The sequence below is a fragment of the Vibrio sp. FE10 genome (assembly GCF_030297155.1).
In the GTDB taxonomy this organism is placed as follows: Bacteria; Pseudomonadota; Gammaproteobacteria; order Enterobacterales; family Vibrionaceae; genus Vibrio; species Vibrio apostichopi.
Genome location: NZ_AP028067.1, coordinates 2,549,615 through 2,571,237, shown reverse-complemented (window position 1 = coordinate 2,571,237; position 21,623 = coordinate 2,549,615). Strand labels below are relative to the sequence as shown.

The following is a 21,623-nucleotide window of genomic DNA, read 5'->3' as shown; positions in this document are numbered from 1 at the left end:
AGTCATGGCTGAAGTGTATTCTTGGCTCACACCGGTATGGAGTGAGTGGAAAAAAAGTCTCGATGCAGAACGTTTTCCTAACTCTGTTATTGTTAACGCGCCTGAAGGGCTTGGTGTGGAAGCGCTAGTTAGTCAGCTCACGTCGGCACTGATGTGTGTTAACTACGAAAGTGAAGCGTGCGGCTTTTGTCACAGTTGTGAACTGATGAAGTCGGGGAGTCATCCTGACTTCCATGTGATTGAACCTGAGAAAGAAGGTAAGTCGATTACCGTTGACCAAGTGCGTGCGAGTAACCGCTGGGCTCAACAATCGTCCCAGTTAGGTGGCCTGCGTGTCATCTTGCTGAATCCGGCTGAAGCGATGAACGAATCGGCGTCTAATGCGCTGTTGAAAACGCTGGAAGAACCTGCGAGTAACTGTATTTTCATTCTTTCGACGCGTAACAGTAATCGCTTAATGCCGACTATTCTTAGCCGTTGTCAGCAATTTAATGTGGTGTGCCCACAATTGGATGCGGGCTCGGCATGGTTAAATGGAGAAGTCGGTAAAACGGTTCCTCAGTATATATTGGCATTGAATGATAACGCGCCTTTGAAAGCCAAAGCGATGTTTGAACAAGGCGGTGTAGAGGCTTCTAGCAAAGCGTTAGATGGTTTTGTGGATGTTATCAAAGGTGTTCAACCAGACATGCTGAAGTTCTCTACAGAGCTGAGTAAGGAGCCTCTGGTTCAACTAGGTTGGCTATGGCATTTACTGTCTGACGTGCAAAAACTGCATTTTGGTTTAGCGAGCAAGGCGATCACCCCGAGTGCCAAAGTACTCTCTGAGGTGATGTCTTACCAAAGTGCCTATACAGTATCGAATAAACTGCTGATATTAATTGAGCAGTTGAAGCAACACCCTGGGCTCAATACGGAGCTACTCATAATGAATTGGCTGATTGCCACTTGCGAGGAAACATGTTCGTAGATTCCCATTGTCATTTAGACAAACTGGATTACCAAGATTTACACACCAGCGTAGAAGACGTGGTTAATAAAGCGAAAGCAGCAAACGTTGACCAACTGCTTTCTGTTGGCGTTACGCTGGATTCGTTTGAAAATATGCTCGAGATGATCTCGCCGTTTGATAACGTTAAGGCATCGTGTGGCGTACATCCTCTCGATGTAGAGAGCGACTTTTGTTTAGACAGAATGCGTGAATACGCGAGCAACCCGAAAGTGGTGGCGATTGGTGAAACAGGCCTAGATTATCACTACCAACCAGAGACTGCAGAGCTACAACAACTACGATTTAAGCAACATGTCGCGTTGGCAGTAGAGCTAAATAAGCCTTTGATCATTCATACTCGTAATGCGCGTGAAGATACGTTGTCGATTTTGCGTGATGGCGGTGCTGACAAATGTGGTGGTGTGATTCACTGCTTTACTGAGGATCAAGCGTTCGCTGAAGCGGCTATGGAACTTGGCTTTTATATCTCGATCTCAGGGATCGTTACTTTTAGGCAAGCGACGGAACTTAAAGAAGTCGTAAAGAATTTGCCGCTTGATCGACTGTTGATCGAGACGGATTCTCCATATCTTGCCCCAGTTCCATATCGTGGTAACCAGAATCAGCCTGCATATGTGGTCGAAGTGGCGGCTTATATTGCGCAGTTGAAAGGACTGTCAATGAAAGAGGTTGCTGAACAAACGACCAAAAATTACCAAAAACTTTTTTTGCGATAAAAAACTAACTTAACAAATAAAAGGGAGCGAAAGCTCCCTTTTTGTGTTTTTGATCACCAAAAGTGCGCTTTTTTTTAATGTTTACTAATTATGTTGAACTTGAGAGCCCTATTTCTAACATTTGTAATTTTGTTACTAAAAATAACATTCGCTCCTATTTTATTTACCCAGTAAAATAATAAGACTCTTAAAAAATATTGTTTATTTTCAGTTATTTATTGGCTTGTAAAGCATTGCATTTCTTGATTTGACATGTGATCCAAGACGTGTTTTGAAACTAAATTTCGTAAGTGACTAGAAAGTTAGTTCCCCATCAATATATATTTAGCGGCAGAAAATATAATGCAATACATGGTTACATTTTCGCAGGGTGCTAACATATAGGCTACGGGGGTGTGCCGTTAGGACCCATATAATTATTTTATCTTTATCAGGAGCATAAACATGTTTAAGAACCTTTTTGCTAGCCTGCAGAAAGTTGGTAAGTCTCTGATGCTACCAGTATCAGTTTTACCAGTTGCGGGTATTTTGCTAGGTGTCGGTGCAGCAGATCTTCCTTTCATTCCAGAAATTGTTTCAAACTTAATGGAACAAGCTGGTGGTTCAGTATTCGGTCAAATGGCACTGCTGTTCGCAGTAGGTGTTGCACTTGGCTTTACTAACAACGATGGTGTAGCTGGTCTAGCTGCTATCGTTGGTTACGGCATCATGACTGCTACACTTGGCGTAATGGCTGGTGTAATGGGCGTTGATAAAATCGATACTGGTGTACTAGGTGGTATCCTAGTCGGTGGTGTTGCTGCTTGGGCATTCAACCGTTTCTTCCGTATTCAACTACCAGAGTACTTAGGCTTCTTCGCTGGTAAGCGTGCCGTGCCAATCATCACAGGTTTCTCTGCGATTGGTCTAGCAATCCTACTATCTGTAGTATGGCCACCAGTTGGCGGCGCTATCTCTGCGTTCTCTGATTGGGCTGCTCACCAAAACCCACAAGTGGCGTTTGGTATCTACGGTATCGTTGAGCGTTCTCTAATTCCATTTGGTCTTCACCACGTTTGGAACGTACCTTTCTTCTTTGAAGCTGGTACTTGTGTAAACGCTGCTGGCGAAACTCAAAACGGTGTTCTTACTTGTTACCTAGTTGCTGATGACGCATCTCGTGCAGCGGGCAATGGCTTCGGTCAGCTAGCTGGTGGTTACATGTTCAAGATGTTCGGTCTACCTGCTGCTGCAATCGCGATTGCACATTCAGCTAAACCTGAAAACCGCGCTAAAGTAATGGGTATCATGGCTTCTGCTGCGTTAACTTCATTCCTAACGGGTATCACTGAACCAATCGAATTCTCATTCCTATTCGTTGCTCCTGTTCTGTACGCAATCCATGCTCTACTAGCTGGTTCTGCATACGTTCTTGCGAACACTCTAGGTTTTGTACACGGTACATCTTTCTCACACGGTCTAATCGACTTCCTAGTTCTATCTGGCAACGCGTCTAAGATGGGCCTAATGGTTGTATGTGGTATTGCTTACGCTGCAATTTACTACATCGTATTCCGCACTGTGATTAAAGCACTTGACCTTAAAACTCCAGGTCGCGAAGACGAGTCAGAAGACGAAATCGTTGCAACTGGTACAGAGCTTGCTGGTGAGTTAGTTGCTGCATTCGGTGGCAAAGCGAACATCACTGGTCTTGACGCTTGTATTACTCGTCTACGTGTAGCAGTTGCTGATACAGCAGTTGTTGACCAAGACAAACTGAAGAAACTAGGCGCTGCAGGTGTTGTTGTAGTTGCTGGTGGCGTACAAGCTATCTTCGGTACTAAGTCTGACAACCTTAAGACAGACATGGATGAGTGGATCCGTAACAACGGTTAATTCACTGATTCAATAAATTGAAAGGAGGCCGAAAGGCCTCCTTTTTTGTTTTCTTAGTTATGAAAGTCCTTCCTGCACTTATTCTTTTGCACTCAATCGGTTATCGAACAGCTCAATGTTCTGATGCTCAATTACCCGCTTTGGGTACCTCTTATCTTTAACTTTATGATGACAACATCCATTGTGATTTAAGTAATCTACCGTTTTTTAAAACAGTCTGAGAATACTATGAAACATCGTTACCTAATTGGCCTTATGTGCTGCAGCGGAGCCTCGCTAGCTCATGCTTCTGAAACTCCAAACCTAGAAGTTGGCTTAGCCGTCGACCAAGATCTAAGTGTTGTTGTTGAGTTTGATCAGAAGTATCGCGCCACAGTTGGTAATGATGGTGCAGCATTCGATTATATTTTTAAGCGTGGTCAGTTTGAGACTGAAGCGCCTTTAAGTTGGTATGTTGGTGCAGGTGCTTGGGCTGAATGGAATGATGATTTTGGTTTGCGAGTGCCGTTAGGCGTGAAAGTGAATTTCTACGAAGGTTGGAATGCTTACGCACAAGTTCATCCTGAGCTCGACATGTATAAAGGTGTTGAGTTACAAATAGGCGGCGCACTGGGTGTGACCTACAAGTTCTAAGTTGAACTGAAAACCGTTTTTATAATGAAAAAGCCAGCATCAAGCTGGTTTTTTCATTTCGTTAGAATACTTCTAGGCTAAAGGCTTATTGATCCAATATTGGGACTCAACCTAGAAGGTAAAACTCAATCCAACATTGGCTTGGAATTGGTTCATCCAGTCGGTATCAAAGCGGATAATGCAGTCTTGGCCATTGCTCGGCACGTTACAAACGCCGGATGTATCGTTGTCGACAACCGTGCCTAACCAACGTACTTGTGTGTTCAATGCTAAGCGGTCGCTAAATTTGTACTCCAAACCGCCGAAGATCGAGGTTGAGAAGCCATATTTATCTTTCGCCCAGTCGACATCAACGTAAGACGCTCCAAGACCTAACCCTAGATACCCAGACAATACAGGGGATGCAGGGTAGTAGATACTGCTTTGAAGGTGCAGGTATTGAATTGAGGAGCTTAGGTTGAGTGTTTCTAGTTCAGAGCTCTGATTGGAATAGAAAAAGCCGATGCGACCTTTCTCAAGTGGAGTTTCAATGGCGAAGGTGTAGTTTTCTGAACCTTCCATGTCATAAGTATTACCATCCTGATCTTCGACGCTACCACCACCGGTATAACCAATCATCGGAGTGATAATAATTTCCGGTGCTGCATACAAGTTTGAAGCGGAAATTAGCGCAACAAGCGCAATCATATTTGCTTTGTTATTCATGAGTATATCCTTATCCATACGCTGACTAATTGTGATGGTTACATCAATATTGTGCGACTAATTTCGACGATTCTTGAAGATACTTCACACACCTGATAATACTTAAATAGAGACTCGACAAATTAATAATAAGCCAGAGGTGTTTATGGACCATAATCTGAAAAATGCTCTACAAATAACGGTAGTAATCTACACCATCATTCTTTCATTTGGCTTTATTGCGATTGGTAGCTAATACCATCTATTGCGAGGCTGAGTTTTTATACTCAGGGAATAATGAATAGTGGGATTATAACCAATATTGATTCGGCAATAGACTTAGATTACTACGCTAAGTTTATTGCTGGAAAAACAGCACTGGTTGCCCAAGGCGGCGGACAGCGAAGTATTTTTACGGCTGGTGTGCTGGACGCATTTCTTCTTTCTAATTTTGACCCCTTCGACGAATTCTTTGGCACCTCAGCGGGTGCGCTTAATTTGTGTGCCTATCTGTGCCGGGATAAAGGGCTAGGTCGTTCTTTCGTTCTTGATTTAACGACGGCTCCAGAATTCTTCAATCTTTTCTCCTATATACGAAAGCGCCAGAACTTAGGTTTAGAATGGGCCTTAGAACAAATCATGGCTTACCCATACAAGCTTGATCTTGATTTGGGACGACAAACCTTAGGTGACCGACATTTCTCTGCAGCAGTAACCGATTCCAAAGACTTACGAGACCATTATTTTCCGTTGATGGGAGAAGACTGGTACAAAGTGATGATTGCGACCTGTGCCATCCCTCGTTTGTACAATGATGAAATCTTCATTGGCGACAGTGCTTATGTTGACGGTGGTGTGTCTGCGTCTATTCCTGTGCAAGAAGCATGGCGTAGGCAAGCTCGCTCAATAGTCGTGATACGTACAGAGCCTGTATTGGAAGAGGGGGCTGAACTATCCAATGAGATTCAACGTAAACACGCCTTAGTGAAAGCACCTAAGCCAATATCGGCAGAAGAGTTGGAATGGTTCCGTGAGTCGTTTGATAGTGTGCAAGACCATTGGCAACAAAAAGTGGAACAGTGGAAAACCGATTGGACGTCGTTCTTTCAGCAGCAAATTCTCCGTTCAAAGGAGCAAAAGCGCGATAGAGGGCACCTTGATCTGCTCAATGGCGGACGATGGCTATTTGGTGCTGATGATATTTATCGTTTAAGTCATTTGATTGGCGATAAGTTTGATTCTGGCTTAGCTGACATGTTGATGGTTCATTATCAGACCTACTCATTAACTCAAGACTTTTTGAATTCTCCACCGGACGATGCGTTTGTTGTTCAAATCGCACCTAGCAAACCGCTTAAGTCGAGCTCTTTGATGAGTGATAAGGAAGATTTGCTGCACGATTACGACTTGGGGTTAGAGGCGGGTTACCGATTTGTAGAAACTTATACTTCAACGGAAAACGCTCGTAGCTCACATATGCCACAGTTGGTGACTAGTACTGCTGATAAGTAATATTCGAAATTGCTAAGTAGTACTCGAAATTGATAAGTAATACTCGAATTTGAAAGTTAGTACGCAATGAGCTGACAATGTTCTGAAGTGAAAAAGGGTTACTGAACTTAGTTCAATAACCCTTTTTTGATCTTGGTAGGGACGTTTATCAACGAACTGACCTAATCGAATACAACCCTGTTAGGTGACAGGTAGGATTCTCATACAGTTAGTTGATCCCGCCACATCCATAATGTCGCCTTGAGTGACGATCACTAGGTCACCAAACTTAAGGTGTCCTTTCTCTTTCAAGCAAGTGAGCGTTGACAGTGCGATATCAAAGCTGTCTTCGGCTTCTGTCTCGAAGTAGATAGGGGTAACTCCTCGATACAAAGTACAGCGGTTCAGCGTCCCTTCGTTACGAGACAGCGCATAGATTGGCATATCGGCACTTAGGCGTGACATCATCAATGCAGTGCGGCCTGATTCGGTTAGAGTCACGACACCTTTAATACCTTCCATATGGTTTGCAGAGTAGATGGTTGCCATGGAGACGGTTTCTTCAGCCGTCACAAAGGTGCGGTCAATACGGTAGTTAGACTGGTTGTTAATGCCCGCCATCTTTTCAGCGCCGATACACACTTCGGCCATTGATTTCACGGTTTCAACAGGGTAATCGCCCGCTGCGGTTTCACCTGAAAGCATCACGGCATCGGTGCCGTCTAGTACGGCGTTGGCGACATCCATTACTTCTGCACGAGTTGGCATTGGCGCGGAGATCATCGATTCCATCATTTGAGTTGCGGTGATCACTGTTCGATTAAGAGCTCTAGCACGGCGTATAAGCTGTTTTTGTACTCCAACCAACTCTGGGTCACCAATTTCCACTCCGAGGTCACCACGGGCCACCATGACGACATCTGAGGCCATTATGATGTCATCCATGTTCTCAACAGTGGCAACGGTCTCTGCTCGTTCCACTTTAGCGACAAGGTGAGCTTCTAATCCTGCTTCTCGCGCTAACTGACGAGCGTAGTGCATGTCTGCGCCGTTGCGTGGGAAAGACACGGCCAAATAGTCGACTTGGATTTGAGCTGCGGTGATGATGTCTCGCTTGTCTTTGTCGGTGAGCGCTTCTGCAGACAGTCCACCGCCTTTCTTGTTGATGCCTTTGTTATTCGACAGTGGGCCACCAATGGTGACTTCAGTATGAACGCGACAGCCTTCAACTTCGGTGATTTTCAGTTGAACACGACCATCATCAAGCAACAGAATGTCGCCAGCTGACACATCGTTTGGTAATTCTTTGTAATCGAGGCCTACGGCTTCTTGATTGCCCTCACCTAAACCTAGGCTACTGTCGAGCGTGAACTTGTCGCCCACGGCGAGTTGGATTTTGCCGTCTTTAAAAGTAGAGACTCGAATCTTGGGACCTTGTAAGTCGCCGAGGATTGCGATTTGAGTGCCGAACTTTTTCGCTATTGCTCGGACTTTTTCAGCGCGTTGAATATGGTCATCGCTGCTGCCGTGAGAGAAGTTCATGCGGACGATATTGGCGCCGGCTTTGATGATCTCTTCAAGGACGTTACCTTTATCTGTTGATGGTCCTAAAGTGGTGACGATTTTTGTTTTTCTTAATTCTGATGTCATGAATGCTCCGAAGGTGAGACCTAGAAAATCTTGTACAAGACAGAATTAAGTATATGCATTAATTGATAATTTATTGGGAGCTAGGAAGATATTTCTGTATTTGCTGTTATTTATTGAATTTAGGACTCAAACGCGATGTTTTTTTCTGAAAATTAAGTCTCAAATTATCGATGTGGGTGTTAATTTTTCTTAAACTATTTGACTAGATACACAAAGATTCATGTATATACGTGATACTGGTCACGGCGATATACCAAGTCACTTCACAATTACTTCGCAAAGTAAAAAAATTAACCCGTTGATGATTTCTGGAGCGTAAAATGTACATGGCTCAACCGGGCCATATTGATCATATCAAACAGGTCAATGCTGGTCGTGTATATAAACTAATTGACCTTAAAGGTCCTATTTCTCGTATCGAACTGTCCAAGCAAAGTGAGTTGGCTCCGGCGAGTATTACTAAAATTACCCGCGAACTTATTGAAGCCCACCTTATCCATGAGACGACGGTTCAAGAAGCCACGACTCGTGGACGTCCTGCTGTGGGTTTGCAAACCAATAATGAAGGTTGGCAGTTTCTGTCGATGCGTCTTGGTCGTGGGTATCTCACGATCGCGCTTCATGAACTGGGTGGCGATGTGCTTATCGATACTAAGATTGATATTCACGAGCGTGACCAAGAGGATGTACTTGCTCGTCTTCTGCATGAGATTGATGAGTTTTTCCAAACCTATGCGGAACAGCTCGACAGGGTCACCAGTATTGCTGTTACTCTGCCGGGTCTTGTGAATTCTGAGCAAGGTATTGTGCTGCAGATGCCGCACTACAACGTTAAAAACTTAGCGCTGGGTCCTGAGATCTACAAAGAAACGGGTCTACCAGTCTTCATTGCCAATGATACTCGAGCTTGGGCATTAGCTGAGAAGCTGTTTGGTCACTCACAAGATAACGATAATTCAGTTCTTATCTCGATTCACCATGGTGTCGGTGCTGGGATTATCCTAGATGGCCGAGTTCTACAAGGTCGTCACGGTAACATCGGTGAATTGGGTCATATTCAGATCGAGAAAGAGGGCAAGCTTTGTCATTGCGGTAACCGAGGCTGTTTAGAAACGGTGGCGAGCTCGCAGGCGATCCGTGAGCAAGTCAAAGAGCGATTAGCCAATGGTGAAGAATCAACACTTACTGTGTTTGAAGATGTCACGATTGAACAAATCTGCGCTGCCGCAGCGGCGGGTGACCCACTAGCGGTAGAAGTAATTGAACAATTAGGTCGTTACCTAGGCTCTGCGATTGCGATTGTGATTAACCTATTCAACCCTGAGAAAATCTTGGTGGGTGGTGTTATCAATCAGGCTAAAAGCGTGTTGTATCCTGCGATTCAAAAGTGTATCGAAGAGCAGAGTTTATCGGTTTACCATCAAGATTTAGAACTGGTGGAATCTCGATTCTATAAACAAGCAACCATGCCAGGCGCTGCGCTTGTTAAACAAGCTTTATACGATGGTCAATTATTGATGAAAGTCATTGAAGGTTAAACCTCTTTTACTCTTCTTATAGCCTTACCGAACTCTTATCATCTCCTTAAACTATGTATAACGTCACTTGTTGTACTTAGTTTAAGCATTCTGTGCAATGGCGCTTTGCTTTAACCTATTGAAGTAGGCTATTGTAGCCTCAGTTATTATTTGTCACTAAGGTGTTGTATGTCTGGCGTTTTAAATTCGGTTGATCAGAGAACCAAACTAGTCGGTGAAAACCGTCTGGAACTCTTGTTATTCAGCTTAAATAGTCGTCAACTATTTGCGATTAACGTATTTAAAGTGAAAGAAGTCCTAAAAGTGCCAGTGTTAACTCGCTTACCAGGTTCTCACCATCATATTACTGGTGTGGCTTCTTTACGTGGCGAATCGGTGCCTGTTATCGATTTACGTAGCGCGATCGGCTTCCCGCCGTCTCGTGATGAGACACAAGAAAATAACTTGATCATCACCGAATATAACCGAACCGTACAAGGCTTCTTGGTTGGACAAGTGCGTAATATCGTGAATACGACGTGGACTGAAATTCAGCCGCCGCCAAAGACAACGGGTCGTGCTAACTACCTTACGGCTATCACGCATATTCAAGAAGAAGAGCAACACAAGATCGTAGAGATCATTGATGTTGAAAAGGTACTCGCTGAAATCATCGATTACGATGTTTCGATTTCTGACGGTGTCTTAGATGAGCAGCTTGCCAATGAAATGGTTGGACGTAACGTACTTATCGTTGATGACTCTTCAACTGCGCGTAATCAGATCAAAGGCACCTTATCGCAACTGGGTTTGAACATCATTGAATGTTGCGATGGCCTACAAGCGCTTAACCTGCTGAAGGGCTGGTGTGACGAAGGCAAAGACATCAATCAAGAAATATTGCTGATGATCACCGATGCCGAAATGCCTGAAATGGACGGTTATAAGCTGACTCATGAAGTGCGTACTGACCCGAGAATGCATGACTTGTTTATCACGCTAAATACTTCATTAAGTGGAAGTTTCAATGAAGCCATGGTTGAGAAAGTAGGGTGTAACCGCTTTATTTCTAAATTCCAACCGGATCTCTTGGTTGAAGTCACTCAAGAGCGAATGCGCCAGATTTTATAATTAATGCAGCTGTACGGTTTGTTTTGGGTGACCTTATAGAAAACGTTTGCTAATATTGACGGAGTATATTTTTCTTAACAAAATATGCTCAACTACTAGCGTAACTTTTCACTCACAATCTAAGGTAGTTCCTCTTAATGATATGGTTAACTTCAAAAGTCGTAATGACTTTGAGCTTATTACTATATAGGGAATTTAAGAAAAGACGTACGGAAGCTGAAGTTGAGTCCTAACTCAACGATTTGAATTGAAGGGAGGCTGATGCCTCCCTTTTCCTTTTCTGGCGTTTATGAAAGGGCTATTTGAAGCGCTAATGAAAATCTCGAGATTTGGTGTTTAAACCAACAATTTCATCGGTAATATCGATAAGTTTCCCCGCAATCACATGCACGACTTCACCTTCCTTCTCTAAGACTCCTTGCACCTTTAAAGCCTTTGCTGTCAGATAAGCTTGCTGCTGTGCGCGTGCGGTGGCTCCCCATACCACAACGTTAATATTGCCTGTGTTATCTTCTAATGTGACAAAGGTGACACCGGCTGCGGTGCCGGGTGACTGCTTGCCAGTGACCAAACCAACAACCGTGACCATGGATTTGTGTCTTTGTTGTTTTAAATCTTTCATATGGGTGAACCGACCAAGTCGGTTAGCTTCTTCTAGCAAGGTGATAGGGTGCTTGTTTAACGATACGCCAACGCTGGTGAAATCCTCCAGTAGATCCTGCATCTCATTGGGCTTATGCAAAGCGTGTTCTACCTTGTCGTAAGCCTGACGAAATAGAGGCAGGTCAGAAGCGGAGTCCATCAGTGCCCAACGAGTTTGGAAACGATCACCGGAAACATTGTGCAGCGCATTAGCCGAGGCGAGCAATTCGATGTCTTTTTTATTGATCGATAGTTGCTTAACCTGACTAGGATGGCGATAACCGGAGCGTGGGCGATTGGCGAGAATACTCTGAATGCCATGTTCGCTTAGGCCTTTGATTTGCCTCATTCCTAATCGGAGCGCCAAACCATTCTGGTGAGATATCACGGTGTGATCATCTTGTGAGGCATTCACACACACAGGAAGTACCTTCACATTGTGTCGCTGCGCATCTTGTACCAACTGTGATGGGCTATAGAACCCCATAGGTTGGCTATTCAGCAAAGACGCGTAAAAACACTCTGGGTAGTAGCATTTCAACCAAGCTGAGCAATAGGCTAGCACCGCAAATGAAGCAGAATGGCTTTCCGGAAAACCGTATTCACCAAAACCGCATATCTGTTTAAAGATTTGTTCGGCAAACTCGGTCTCATAGCCGCGTTTTTGCATGCCTTCGATGAGCTTGTTTTTAAACTTAAAGACGTTGCCATTTTTCTTCCAAGCCGCCATCGCGCGTCTGAGTTGATCCGCTTCTCCACCCGAAAACCCAGCGGCAACCATCGCAAGCTTAATCACTTGTTCTTGGAATATAGGCACACCCAAAGTGCGTGACAGTACCGATTCAACATCCTTCGATGGATAGCTGATTGGCTCAATGCCATCTCGGCGTTTTAGAAACGGATGCACCATATCGCCCTGAATAGGCCCAGGACGTACGATAGCGATTTGGATCACCAAGTCGTAATAAGTCTTTGGTTTGAGCCTTGGCAGCATGCTCATTTGCGCTCGTGATTCAATTTGGAAGATACCGACCGTGTCTGCTCGTTGAATCATGCCGTAAACCTGAGGATCGTCCTTGAGACGAGTGATCTCAGCGATAGACAGAGAACGTCCATGGAAGTGTTTGATAAGGTCAAAACATTTACGAATCGCAGAAAGCATACCAAGCGCGAGTACATCGACTTTAAGTAGCCCTAAGGTTTCAAGATCATCTTTATCCCATTGAATGATGGTTCGATCGTGCATAGCCGCATTCTCGACGGGAACCAGTTCGTACAAAGGCCCGGAAGAGATCACAAAGCCACCAACATGCTGAGATAAGTGACGTGGAAAGCCGATAATTTCATTAACCAAATGGATAAACTGCTGACCCTTCAAAGAGTCAGGTTGTAGTCCTAATTGAGTTAACTGAGCCTGCCAACCTAAGCTTTTATCTCTGCGATTAGTGTTCTTAATGAAGTAATCCAGCTGGGTTTCCTGTAGCCCTAAAGCTTTGCCGACATCCCTTACCGCACTTTTGAAGCGATATGAAATGACAGTCGCGGCAAGCGCTGCGCGTTCTCTACCGTATTTTTTGTAGATGTATTGGATGACTTCTTCACGGCGCTCATGCTCAAAATCGACATCAATATCCGGCGGCTCATCACGTTCTTTACTGATGAAGCGTTCAAATAATACTGAGATCTGTCTTGGGTCGACAGAGGTGATTTCTAAGCAGTAACAGACCACGGAATTGGCCGCTGAACCTCGACCTTGGTAAAGAATCCCTTGGCTTTTGGCAAACATGACGATGTCGTGGATCGTGAGAAAAAAGAAAGGGTAGTCAAGCTCGTCAATCAGCCCCAATTCTTTCTCTATGATTTGTTGAATGTCGTTAGGCACGCCTTGCGGGAAGCGAGTTCGTTTTCCTTTCTCGACTAACATGCGTAGATAGCTCATGGGTGTCTCACCTTGAGGGATCAGCTCGCTCGGGTATTCGTAGCGCAAGCTGTCTAAATCAAATTCGCACAGCTCAGAGATTCGGTTGCTCTCTTCTAGCCACTCAGCTTTGAATATATGAGAGATCTTATTGATGCTGCGTAAACAGCGCTCGGCATTGGCGAGTAAGTGATTGCCCACTTCAGTAATGGGACGTTGATACTTTATCGCAGTGAGTGAATGCTGCAAGGGTAAGCGATTGGCGTTGTGCATCAGCACGCCACCACAGGCCGTAATCGGAAGGTGGTGATGCAGTGACAGCTCAACACAGTAATCTGTGTACTGCTGGTCGGTTTGTTTTAGGTGTCGTTGTAAGCCAATCCATAATCGACCGGAGTGGTGTTGAGAAAGCCATTGCCCCCAATGTGCGTCTTCATTTTTCTGTTGAGGAAGCCAAAGAATGAAGCAGTGCTTAGCCGACATGATATCCCACTCCGAGAGTTGATAATGTCCTTTGCTGCTACGACGTCTCGCATTGGTAATAATACGACACAGCTCGGCGTAGGCCTTTCTATTTGGACATAACAAGACAACTTGGCACTCTTCATTTAGCCAAAATAGGCTCCCAACAATTTGCTTGAGCGACAGTTTATGTTGCTTGATCGCAGAGTGAACCTTAACGATGCCCGCCACCGAGCATTCGTCGGTAACAGCGAGTGCTTTGTAGCGTAAGAAGTCGGCCTGTAAAACAAGCTCTTCTGCGTGCGAAGCTCCCTCTAGAAAGGAGTAATTACTTTGGCAGAAGAGCTCTGAGTATTGCTGAGACATAACGTAATCTCACTTAACCATTGCGAGTGGGCTTGATTGAAAAGGGACGTTGAAATCGTTAGTAAGTCATACTGAGTGAGCGACTAAATTGTCTTACTGACTTACTTTCTTACAGGCTAGCTAAATAATCCGTGTAAAAACCATTGCTTATCTGGCGTTCTGAATACCCATAGCCAGCGGCCGTTTTCACTGTGAGCAATAAAGTAGTCACGAATGATTTTCTCACCATCCCACCAGCCAGAAACAATGCGCTCAGGGCCTTGAGATAAGGTGACGCTTTCGGTTAAGGCTTCGGGCTCTGGCAGTAAAATACTGGGCCGGAGTCGTTGTTGATGGACGTTGAGATCTATGGTTTGTTGCTCACTCTCTGGGGGCGTTTGCTTTTTTGCCACAGATTTACTCAGTGTTGGGAGCGAATACTGATTGGCCTTTTCTGGCCTTGGGTCATGCTGTATTTTCGGTGTTTGAATACAAGCTTGCCCCAACTTGGCTTGAAGCAGCGAGAGCAGATCTAACGCGGCAAGTGTTCCGGTATTACCATCGAAAAGATCATGGTAGGCGACTTGCGGTTCTCCATGACGAACCAAGGATAGAGTCAGCCCCTGAACCGGTGCTGTGATCTTCAGTGACTCTAAGGTTAGACGCGTGAGGTTCGCCCATTTACTTGCTAGATAATCGCCCTGCGCTGAATAGAAAGAGACATGATGATCGTCTTTATCTCTTAGATGCAAAGTCAGCGTTAACTCGAAAGCCACTCGGTCACGTAACCTCAAAAAGCACTCGAGCTGATTCAACAATTTCAGCAAAGGCTTTTCGATGAAAAGGATGTTTTCAATATCAAACAGCAGCTCCAAATATTGTTGGAAACTCTCTGGTGGGTGATAGAAATCAATCGGGTGCTTGAACTGCCCATTAAGACGACCCACATAGTTCACCAAGTCGATATCAAAGCGGCGCGCGACATCTTGCAAAGGCAGTTTCAATAAGTCTTCAACGACATTGATACCAACACGATTCAGGCGCTCAACTTGTTTAGCAGGAAGTTCGCTTGAACTCAGCGCTTGTTGGTTAACCCAAGCTTTCATCTGCTCAACATTGTTCGTCGCTTGGTTGATGGATTGCTTGCCTAAAAGGATTGCAGAAAGCGGCGAATAACCTGTGGCAAAACTGAACTGGATATTGAGCGTTTCTAAATGGCTTTTGAGTTCATGCCAGTAGTTATCTAGCCCGTCGTAAAGCGACAACATGTTAGAGGCTTTAATCAATAATCCATTGGGTGGCAGTAACGCCATGTCGGAAGTGACCAGATAAGCCCATTGAGCAATCTCTTTCAGCTTACTTTTTTCTAGCTCAATGCTGTAAGGGTGGACGTGTAAGTTATGGCAAAGCGCGGCCGCAGACCCTAGCCCCATGCCGAGTGTGATACCTGATTGCAGCGCAGCTTGGTTAGCTTGCAGCACACGATGATCTTTCTCATCGACGATGATAAGAGGTTGATCGTGTGATTCTTCATTCGCTTTCAATTCATTAGAGTTAAACAAGGTATCCAATTGCAGCGATGAGAAGTGCAGATAAAGCCACAACATCCGCTAGCCTTGTTTCGCAATAGGGAAAGCCAGTACCGTGTTACTAGACAAAGCGTGAGTTGAACTGTTTTCATTGATGACTTTTTCTGTGAGTAACGGCCAGTTCTGGCTCATGTCCAGAACAAAGCTGCCATACGACCAACTGCCTTTTCTTTTCGTGACCTCAATCTTTAACCCTTGGGCGTGAGAAGACAGCTTCATGCTTAAAGAAACGGGTAGGGATAACTGGTTATAGCTGGTGGCTTTAAAATGAAATTGCAGACACTTGCCCGTTTCGCTTGCCGCTTGCAGGCGCTTGGTTTGGTGTATTTCTAGATCCGCTCCCCATAGCAAAACAGAATGACAGGCACCACTTTTGAGGCACTGCTCTGCGGCCCATAATGCATCGAGATCACGCTGAGGTTGGATGACTAGGATATTCTCTAGTGGAATGTTTTGGTCGTTGAAAAACTCGGCACAGATCTTCCCCGGTGGGTTGATGAAAATGGCCAGTTTTTGTGAGTTTTGTTGAGCTAAATAAGGCGTGAGTAGACGAAGTTCGCCGACCCCTTGTTGTGATTCAACCTCAATAACGCCGTGCGTCGGGAAGCCTCCATCAAGCTGTTTATCCAATTGAGGATAGCCTGTCGAAGTGGTACTTCCTAGCGTTGTTGATTGTAATCCTTTCCAGATTAACTGGCGGTCTTGTAAGTTTTTTATTAGTTCATGCATAATTAAATACCTGTATATTTATACAGTATATTTGACAATGAAAAAGATGCAAAGAGAAATGACGAAAATTCGGAGAACTAACTGCTAGATGTTTGATTTAGATGCAAAAAAAGCCGCTATTAAAGCGACTTATTGTTATTGGTTATAATATCAACTACTTAGGTTGAGCGTCGATACATTGGCCATTGATGTCTGTCATACTTGGGTTCATTAAGTGTAGATACAGCGGGATGATGTCGAGTGGCGTTTTTAGTTTGTTCGCATCTTCACCTGGGTACGCTTTTGCACGCATACGTGTTTGAGTACCGCCTGGGTTAATCGCATTAACACGGATATCGGTACCTTCAAGCTCATCGGCTAAGATCTGCATCATGCCTTCTGTTGCAAACTTTGAAATTGCGTAAGTGCCCCAGAACGCTCGGCCAGAATGACCAACCGTTGAAGAGGTAAAGACAATACGACCCGCTTCTGCTTTCTTAATGACAGGCAGTAACGCTTGAGTCATTAGAAATTCAGCTTTAACGTTGATTTGCATGACGCCATCAAACGTCTCTTCATCGATTTGATCAAATGGACTTAGCGTGCCAAGTACACCTGCGTTATGCAGTAGACCATCTAAACGACCAAACTGTGATTCAATGGTTTCAGCCATGTCGATGTAGTTCTGCTTTGTCGCGCCTTTTAAATCCAATGGGATAATCGCAGGCTGTGGGTAACCAGCGCTTTCGATTTCATCGTAAATCAATTCAAGGTTTTTGACATTGCGGCCTAACAGAATGACAGTTGCACCATGTTGAGCGAAGCTTAGTGCGGCTTGGCGACCAATGCCAGCACCGGCACCTGTAACCAAAATTACTTTATCTTTGAGGGCATCTGTAGAGATTGGGTAATCCACTGTGCTTATCCTTCTTTCTTTTATTATGTTCGTCATTCCATTGATGTTTAATCACACAGATAACCGCAGGAATGATGAGAAATTCTTGGTAATCGTGACAAGATGGTTACAATACACTAATTCATACAATAGGGGATATGACATTGGAATTTTTGTTGGACTACGGCTTGTTTTTAGCCAAGATTGCGACCGTTGTAATCGCCATCATTGCAATTTTAGTGATAGCTAAATCTGTGGGTGGAAAATCAAGCGCAATTAAAGGTGAGCTGGAAATCACGAACCTATCTGAGCACCACAAACAAACGATTGAACAACTAGAGCACCATTTGCATGATGATGCTTTCATCAAAGCACGTGATAAAGCAGAAAAGAAAGCGGAAAAAGAAAAAGTAAAATCACGTGGCAAAGAAGTGAAGAAAGCAGCGAAAGAGGGTGAGCTTGATAGCAAGCGTGAACCACACCTATTCGTTCTCGATTTTAATGGCAGCATTGATGCTAAAGAAGTGGCTTCTTTACGTGAAGAGGTAACCGCGGTTCTGGCTGTTGCTCGCGAAGGTGACGAAGTATTGCTTAAGCTGGAATCTGGCGGTGGCATGGTTCATGGCTATGGTTTGGCGTCTTCTCAACTTGACCGTATCAAAGCGGCAGGTCTGCCTCTGACTATCTCGGTAGACAAAGTCGCAGCAAGTGGCGGTTACATGATGGCATGTATCGCAGACAAAATCGTGTCTGCACCGTTTGCTATTGTTGGTTCTATTGGTGTTATCGCTCAACTGCCAAACTTCAACAAGCTGCTTAAAAAGCACGACATTGAGTTCGAACAGCTAACGGCAGGTGAGTACAAACGCACGCTTACTATGTTTGGTGAGAACAGTGATAAAGCACGCGAGAAGTTTAAAGAAGAGCTAGAGGAAACTCATGGTTTGTTTAAAGACTTCATTCGTGACCATCGACCTGCGCTAGACCTTGAAAAAGTAGCAACAGGTGAGCACTGGTTTGGTACACAAGCGCATGAGCTTGGGCTGGTGGATGAGATCAGCACTTCTGATGATTTAGTCGTAGCAGCATGTAAAGACAAGACGGTTCTAGCGATTCACTACGTACAAAAGAAAAAGCTTTCAGACAAGCTAGCGGGCGTTGCAGGTAAATCTGCAGACAGCGTGCTGATGAAGCTGATTGAACGCGGCCAAAAGCCGATTGTTTAAGCTTATTCAGCTTTATCTCTAGTATCTAGTTCTAGGTTTAGTACCTATTGAAGATATTTGAGCCTTAAAAAAGAAAGCGCATAAGTCATCAGACTTATGCGCTTTTTTATTGCTCCACTTCCGAGCGGGTTTAACCACTATGTTGTAGGGGGAGCGGAGTCTTATACCAATCACTTATTTATTGTGATTAGCATTAAATCTTGGCTCCATAATCATTGCGTTTCGGACAGGTGGTCAATATTTCTCTATGACCTGTGTCTTTGAGTTCTTCCAAAATTACATCAAAGCCCCATAAGCGATAAAGGTGTTTCAATACTTCATCGTAGCCTTTATCTAGTGGGATACGGTCATGAGGCACATATTGCAGTGTCATTGAGCGATCACCACGAACATCGACATTGAACACCTGAATATTCGGCTCAAGGTTGCTTAGATTGTACTGCGCCGCGAGCTTTTCTCTAATCAGGCGATAGCCAGGATCATCGTGAATCGCACTGACTTCAATGGTATTTTTACGGTCGTCGTCGAGTACTGAGAACAGCTTAAAGTCACGAATGATCTTTGGAGAAAGGTATTGGCTGATAAAGCTTTCATCTTTGAAGTTGTGCATCGCAAAGTGCACGGCCTCTAACCAATCACTTCCGGCTAATTCAGGGAACCACTCTCTATCTTCATCGGTTGGCTCTTCACAGATGCGTCGGATGTCTCTAAACATCGCAAAGCCAAGGGCATAAGGATTTATCCCACTGAAATAAGGGCTGTTGTAGGCGGGTTGAGCAACCACACTGGTGTGACTGTGTAGGAACTCTAAGATGAACTTATCACTCACCAAGCCTTCGTCGTAAAGGTGGTTAAGAATGGTGTAATGCCAGAAGGTTGCCCAGCCCTCGTTCATTACTTGAGTTTGTTTCTGAGGATAGAAGTATTGGCTTACCTTGCGAACAATACGAACGCACTCTCGCTGCCAAGGTTCAAGCAGTGGGGCGTTCTTCTCAATAAAGTAGAGAATGTTTTCTTGAGGCTCACTAGGGAAACGTATCTTGGTTTCTTCTTCCTTACTTTTGTTTTGAGGAACGGTTCTCCAAAGCTCATTCACTTGAGATTGCAGATAAGCTTCACGTTCTTCTTGTCTTGCCGTCTCTTCTGCAATGGAAATCTTCTCTGGACGTTTGTATCTATCTACGCCGTAGTTCATGAGAGCATGACAAGAATCGAGAAGTTTCTCGACTTCAGCTACACCGTATTTTTCTTCGCAATCGGTAATGTATTTTTTCGCGAACAAGAGGTAGTCGATAATCGAGCTAGCATCCGTCCAAGTTTGGAACAGGTAATTACCCTTAAAGAACGAGTTATGGCCGTAACAGGCGTGCGCCATTACTAACGCTTGCATGGTGACCGTGTTCTCTTCCATTAAGTAAGCAATACACGGATCTGAGTTGATCACGATTTCGTACGCTAAGCCCATTTGGCCGTGTTTGTAGTTTTGCTCTGTCTGGATGAACTTCTTACCAAAAGACCAGTGGTTGTAATTGATGGGCATACCAATACTCGAGTAAGCATCCATCATCTGCTCAGAGGTAATCACTTCAATCTGGTTCGGGTAAGTGTCTAAACGGTAATGCTGCGCCACACGCTTAATTTCTACGTGATATTGCTCTAAGAGGTTGAACGTCCAATCTGGACCATCAGGCAGCATCTTGTCGTTTCTCTTCTGTGTCGCCTTGTCTCTATCGGCAATGTTTGATTTTTCTGCAACGTTTGATTTCGCTGTCATGGCAAGCCCCCTTACGCTGTCTCTTTCTGGAACAGTTCTCTAAACACAGGAAAAATATCATCCACCGTTTTAATGTTCTTCATGGCGAAGTTATCGAAGCTCGCTTCTAGCTTCTCGTACTCATGCCAAAGTGTTTGGTGTGAACGGCGCGTAATCTCGATGTAAGAGTAATATTGGCAAGTCGGTAATAACGTATTGACCAGCAGTTCTTTACAGCGAGGGGAGTCATCAGCCCAATTATCTCCATCAGAAGCTTGTGCAGCGTAGATATTCCACTCATTAGCAGGATAACGGTCTGCGACAATCTCTTTCATTAATTTCAGTGCACTAGAAACGATGGTGCCACCAGTCTCTTGCGAATAGAAGAACTCATGCTCGTCGACTTCTTTAGCCTGAGTATGGTGACGAATAAACACCACATCGACGTTTTCATAAGTACGGTTCAAGAACAGGTAGAGCAGCACATAAAAGCGCTTAGCGATGTCTTTGGTTGCTTGGTCCATTGAACCCGACACATCCATTAAGCAGAACATGACCGCTTGGCTAGATGGAATAGGGCGCTTCTCATAGTTTTTGTAGCGTAAATCGAAGGTATCAATGAATGGCACGCTCTCAATGCGTTTACGCAGTTCGGCGATCTCTTCTTTTAGACGTGTTTCTTCAAAGGGTTGTGCAGGCTCAGTCATTTTAACTTGGTCGAGCTGCTCCATCAGTACATTCAATTCACGCTTTCTACCCGCTGTCATCGCCGTTCTGCGAGCTAGAGATTGTTGTAGAGAGCGGACAATGGCGATGTTGGATGGAATCCCCGCACTTTGGTAACCAGAGCGGTGTATCTTCCATTCGGTGATTTTGTTGACCTGATTTTTTTCTAGATTAGGTAGAGCCAAATCCTCAAAGAGAATGTCTAGGTACTCATCCTTTGATATTTGGAAGGTAAATTCGTCTTGGCCTTCGCCATCAGGGCTTGCGTCACCTTGACCTGAACCGCCACCTTGACCGCCACCTTTAGGGCGTTCGATCTTGTCGCCTGTGATGAACTGGTCATTACCAGGGTGAACGCGCTCTCTTATGCCGCCTTGACCTTGGTGAAAGCTAGGCTCTTTGATGTCTTTATGAGGAATAGTAACGTCTTCACCCGTTTCAGTATTGGTGATTGAGCGTCGGTTGACTGCATCGGCCACAGATTCTTTGATTTGCTCTTTATGGCGTCTTAAGAAGCGCTGTCTATTTACAGCACTCTTATTCTTGCCATTGAGCCTCCGATCGATAAATTGTGCCATAAGAACTCCCTCTCAGCTGATGTCACGATCCTACTTTTTATTATGTACGAGCTGCTCACTTGAACAGCTCAA

General features: G+C 44.6%; 17 protein-coding genes. 9 read left to right on the top strand and 8 right to left on the bottom strand.

From position 1 onward, the window contains the following. Positions 1–4 precede the first annotated feature (4 nt). The 4 genes from QUF19_RS11390 (at position 5) to QUF19_RS11375 (ending at position 4,236) form a co-directional block, all read left to right on the top strand. Positions 5–970 carry a DNA polymerase III subunit delta' gene (locus tag QUF19_RS11390; protein ID WP_286293465.1) on the top strand — a complete coding sequence of 322 codons (966 nt, stop codon included), beginning with the start codon at positions 5–7 and terminating at the stop codon, positions 968–970. Further along, on the top strand, positions 961–1,728 hold the full coding sequence (locus QUF19_RS11385; RefSeq protein WP_017107277.1) for a TatD family hydrolase: 768 nt from the start codon (positions 961–963) through the stop codon (positions 1,726–1,728). The genes QUF19_RS11390 and QUF19_RS11385 overlap by 10 nt, the downstream gene beginning before the upstream one ends. A 444-nt stretch (positions 1,729–2,172) precedes the next feature. Then, the gene (gene ptsG, locus QUF19_RS11380; RefSeq protein WP_102437028.1) at positions 2,173–3,603 is read left to right on the top strand and encodes a PTS glucose transporter subunit IIBC; all 1,431 of its coding nucleotides are present in this window, start codon (positions 2,173–2,175) and stop codon (positions 3,601–3,603) included. Positions 3,604–3,831: 228 nt separating this feature from the next. After that, positions 3,832–4,236 carry a hypothetical protein gene (locus tag QUF19_RS11375; RefSeq protein ID WP_102437029.1) on the top strand — a complete coding sequence of 135 codons (405 nt, stop codon included), beginning with the start codon at positions 3,832–3,834 and terminating at the stop codon, positions 4,234–4,236. A gap of 111 nt (positions 4,237–4,347) precedes the next feature. Here the strand turns inward: QUF19_RS11375 and QUF19_RS11370 are convergent, their stop codons facing one another. Then, the gene (locus QUF19_RS11370; protein ID WP_286293455.1) at positions 4,348–4,941 is read right to left on the bottom strand and encodes a porin family protein; all 594 of its coding nucleotides are present in this window, start codon (positions 4,939–4,941) and stop codon (positions 4,348–4,350) included. A gap of 145 nt (positions 4,942–5,086) precedes the next feature. Between QUF19_RS11370 and cydH the strand changes: the two genes are divergently transcribed. Together cydH and QUF19_RS11360 are read left to right on the top strand one after the other, a co-directional pair. Then, a complete protein-coding gene (gene cydH, locus QUF19_RS11365; RefSeq protein WP_099165371.1) occupies positions 5,087–5,176 on the top strand; it encodes a cytochrome bd-I oxidase subunit CydH in 90 nt (29 codons plus the stop codon). 41 nt (positions 5,177–5,217) lie between these two features. Beyond that, positions 5,218–6,432, top strand: a complete 1,215-nt coding sequence (locus QUF19_RS11360; RefSeq protein ID WP_286293447.1) for a patatin-like phospholipase family protein — start codon at positions 5,218–5,220, stop codon at positions 6,430–6,432. A 180-nt stretch (positions 6,433–6,612) separates the two neighbouring features. Here QUF19_RS11360 and pyk read toward each other — a convergent pair whose 3' ends face one another. Beyond that, positions 6,613–8,061 (bottom strand): pyruvate kinase, encoded by a 1,449-nt coding sequence (pyk, locus tag QUF19_RS11355; RefSeq protein WP_102437035.1) that lies wholly within the window; start codon positions 8,059–8,061, stop codon positions 6,613–6,615. A gap of 320 nt (positions 8,062–8,381) precedes the next feature. Here pyk and mlc point away from each other — a divergent pair, with 320 nt between their 5' ends. After that, the gene (gene mlc / locus QUF19_RS11350) at positions 8,382–9,599 is read left to right on the top strand and encodes a sugar metabolism global transcriptional regulator Mlc (RefSeq protein WP_017107272.1); all 1,218 of its coding nucleotides are present in this window, start codon (positions 8,382–8,384) and stop codon (positions 9,597–9,599) included. A gap of 168 nt (positions 9,600–9,767) precedes the next feature. After that, the gene (locus QUF19_RS11345) at positions 9,768–10,709 is read left to right on the top strand and encodes a chemotaxis protein CheV (protein WP_102437037.1); all 942 of its coding nucleotides are present in this window, start codon (positions 9,768–9,770) and stop codon (positions 10,707–10,709) included. 310 nt (positions 10,710–11,019) lie between these two features. On the opposite strand, the gene QUF19_RS11340 is transcribed toward QUF19_RS11345, so the two are convergent. From QUF19_RS11340 to QUF19_RS11325, 4 genes are all read right to left on the bottom strand, one after another. Beyond that, on the bottom strand, positions 11,020–14,097 hold the full coding sequence (locus QUF19_RS11340; protein WP_286293438.1) for an error-prone DNA polymerase: 3,078 nt from the start codon (positions 14,095–14,097) through the stop codon (positions 11,020–11,022). A gap of 116 nt (positions 14,098–14,213) precedes the next feature. Then, positions 14,214–15,683, bottom strand: coding sequence for a Y-family DNA polymerase (locus QUF19_RS11335; RefSeq protein WP_286293436.1), 1,470 nt, complete (start codon positions 15,681–15,683; stop codon positions 14,214–14,216). 3 nt (positions 15,684–15,686) lie between these two features. Further along, a complete protein-coding gene (imuA, locus tag QUF19_RS11330; protein WP_286293434.1) occupies positions 15,687–16,394 on the bottom strand; it encodes a translesion DNA synthesis-associated protein ImuA in 708 nt (235 codons plus the stop codon). Positions 16,395–16,548: 154 nt separating this feature from the next. Further along, positions 16,549–17,289 carry a YciK family oxidoreductase gene (locus QUF19_RS11325; RefSeq protein WP_286293432.1) on the bottom strand — a complete coding sequence of 247 codons (741 nt, stop codon included), beginning with the start codon at positions 17,287–17,289 and terminating at the stop codon, positions 16,549–16,551. A 143-nt stretch (positions 17,290–17,432) separates the two neighbouring features. Here QUF19_RS11325 and sohB point away from each other — a divergent pair, with 143 nt between their 5' ends. Beyond that, a complete protein-coding gene (gene sohB / locus QUF19_RS11320) occupies positions 17,433–18,494 on the top strand; it encodes a protease SohB (protein WP_009849001.1) in 1,062 nt (353 codons plus the stop codon). Positions 18,495–18,687: 193 nt separating this feature from the next. On the opposite strand, the gene QUF19_RS11315 is transcribed toward sohB, so the two are convergent. Both QUF19_RS11315 and QUF19_RS11310 read right to left on the bottom strand, forming a co-directional pair. Then, positions 18,688–20,268 carry a SpoVR family protein gene (locus QUF19_RS11315; RefSeq protein ID WP_286293413.1) on the bottom strand — a complete coding sequence of 527 codons (1,581 nt, stop codon included), beginning with the start codon at positions 20,266–20,268 and terminating at the stop codon, positions 18,688–18,690. An 11-nt stretch (positions 20,269–20,279) separates the two neighbouring features. Continuing rightward, a complete protein-coding gene (locus QUF19_RS11310; protein ID WP_102437045.1) occupies positions 20,280–21,551 on the bottom strand; it encodes a YeaH/YhbH family protein in 1,272 nt (423 codons plus the stop codon). Positions 21,552–21,623: the final 72 nt, after the last annotated feature.

Coding starts and splice junctions, on each gene's coding strand:
- pyk (WP_102437035.1), bottom strand. CDS start 8,061: ATGACATCAGAATTAAGAAAAACAAAAATCGTCACCACTTTAGGACCA.
- QUF19_RS11385 (WP_017107277.1), top strand. CDS start 961: ATGTTCGTAGATTCCCATTGTCATTTAGACAAACTGGATTACCAAGAT.
- QUF19_RS11360 (WP_286293447.1), top strand. CDS start 5,218: ATGAATAGTGGGATTATAACCAATATTGATTCGGCAATAGACTTAGAT.
- QUF19_RS11340 (WP_286293438.1), bottom strand. CDS start 14,097: ATGTCTCAGCAATACTCAGAGCTCTTCTGCCAAAGTAATTACTCCTTT.
- mlc (WP_017107272.1), top strand. CDS start 8,382: ATGTACATGGCTCAACCGGGCCATATTGATCATATCAAACAGGTCAAT.
- QUF19_RS11310 (WP_102437045.1), bottom strand. CDS start 21,551: ATGGCACAATTTATCGATCGGAGGCTCAATGGCAAGAATAAGAGTGCT.
- QUF19_RS11375 (WP_102437029.1), top strand. CDS start 3,832: ATGAAACATCGTTACCTAATTGGCCTTATGTGCTGCAGCGGAGCCTCG.
- QUF19_RS11345 (WP_102437037.1), top strand. CDS start 9,768: ATGTCTGGCGTTTTAAATTCGGTTGATCAGAGAACCAAACTAGTCGGT.
- imuA (WP_286293434.1), bottom strand. CDS start 16,394: ATGCATGAACTAATAAAAAACTTACAAGACCGCCAGTTAATCTGGAAA.
- QUF19_RS11390 (WP_286293465.1), top strand. CDS start 5: ATGGCTGAAGTGTATTCTTGGCTCACACCGGTATGGAGTGAGTGGAAA.
- QUF19_RS11315 (WP_286293413.1), bottom strand. CDS start 20,268: ATGACAGCGAAATCAAACGTTGCAGAAAAATCAAACATTGCCGATAGA.
- ptsG (WP_102437028.1), top strand. CDS start 2,173: ATGTTTAAGAACCTTTTTGCTAGCCTGCAGAAAGTTGGTAAGTCTCTG.
- cydH (WP_099165371.1), top strand. CDS start 5,087: ATGGACCATAATCTGAAAAATGCTCTACAAATAACGGTAGTAATCTAC.
- QUF19_RS11370 (WP_286293455.1), bottom strand. CDS start 4,941: ATGAATAACAAAGCAAATATGATTGCGCTTGTTGCGCTAATTTCCGCT.
- QUF19_RS11335 (WP_286293436.1), bottom strand. CDS start 15,683: ATGTTGTGGCTTTATCTGCACTTCTCATCGCTGCAATTGGATACCTTG.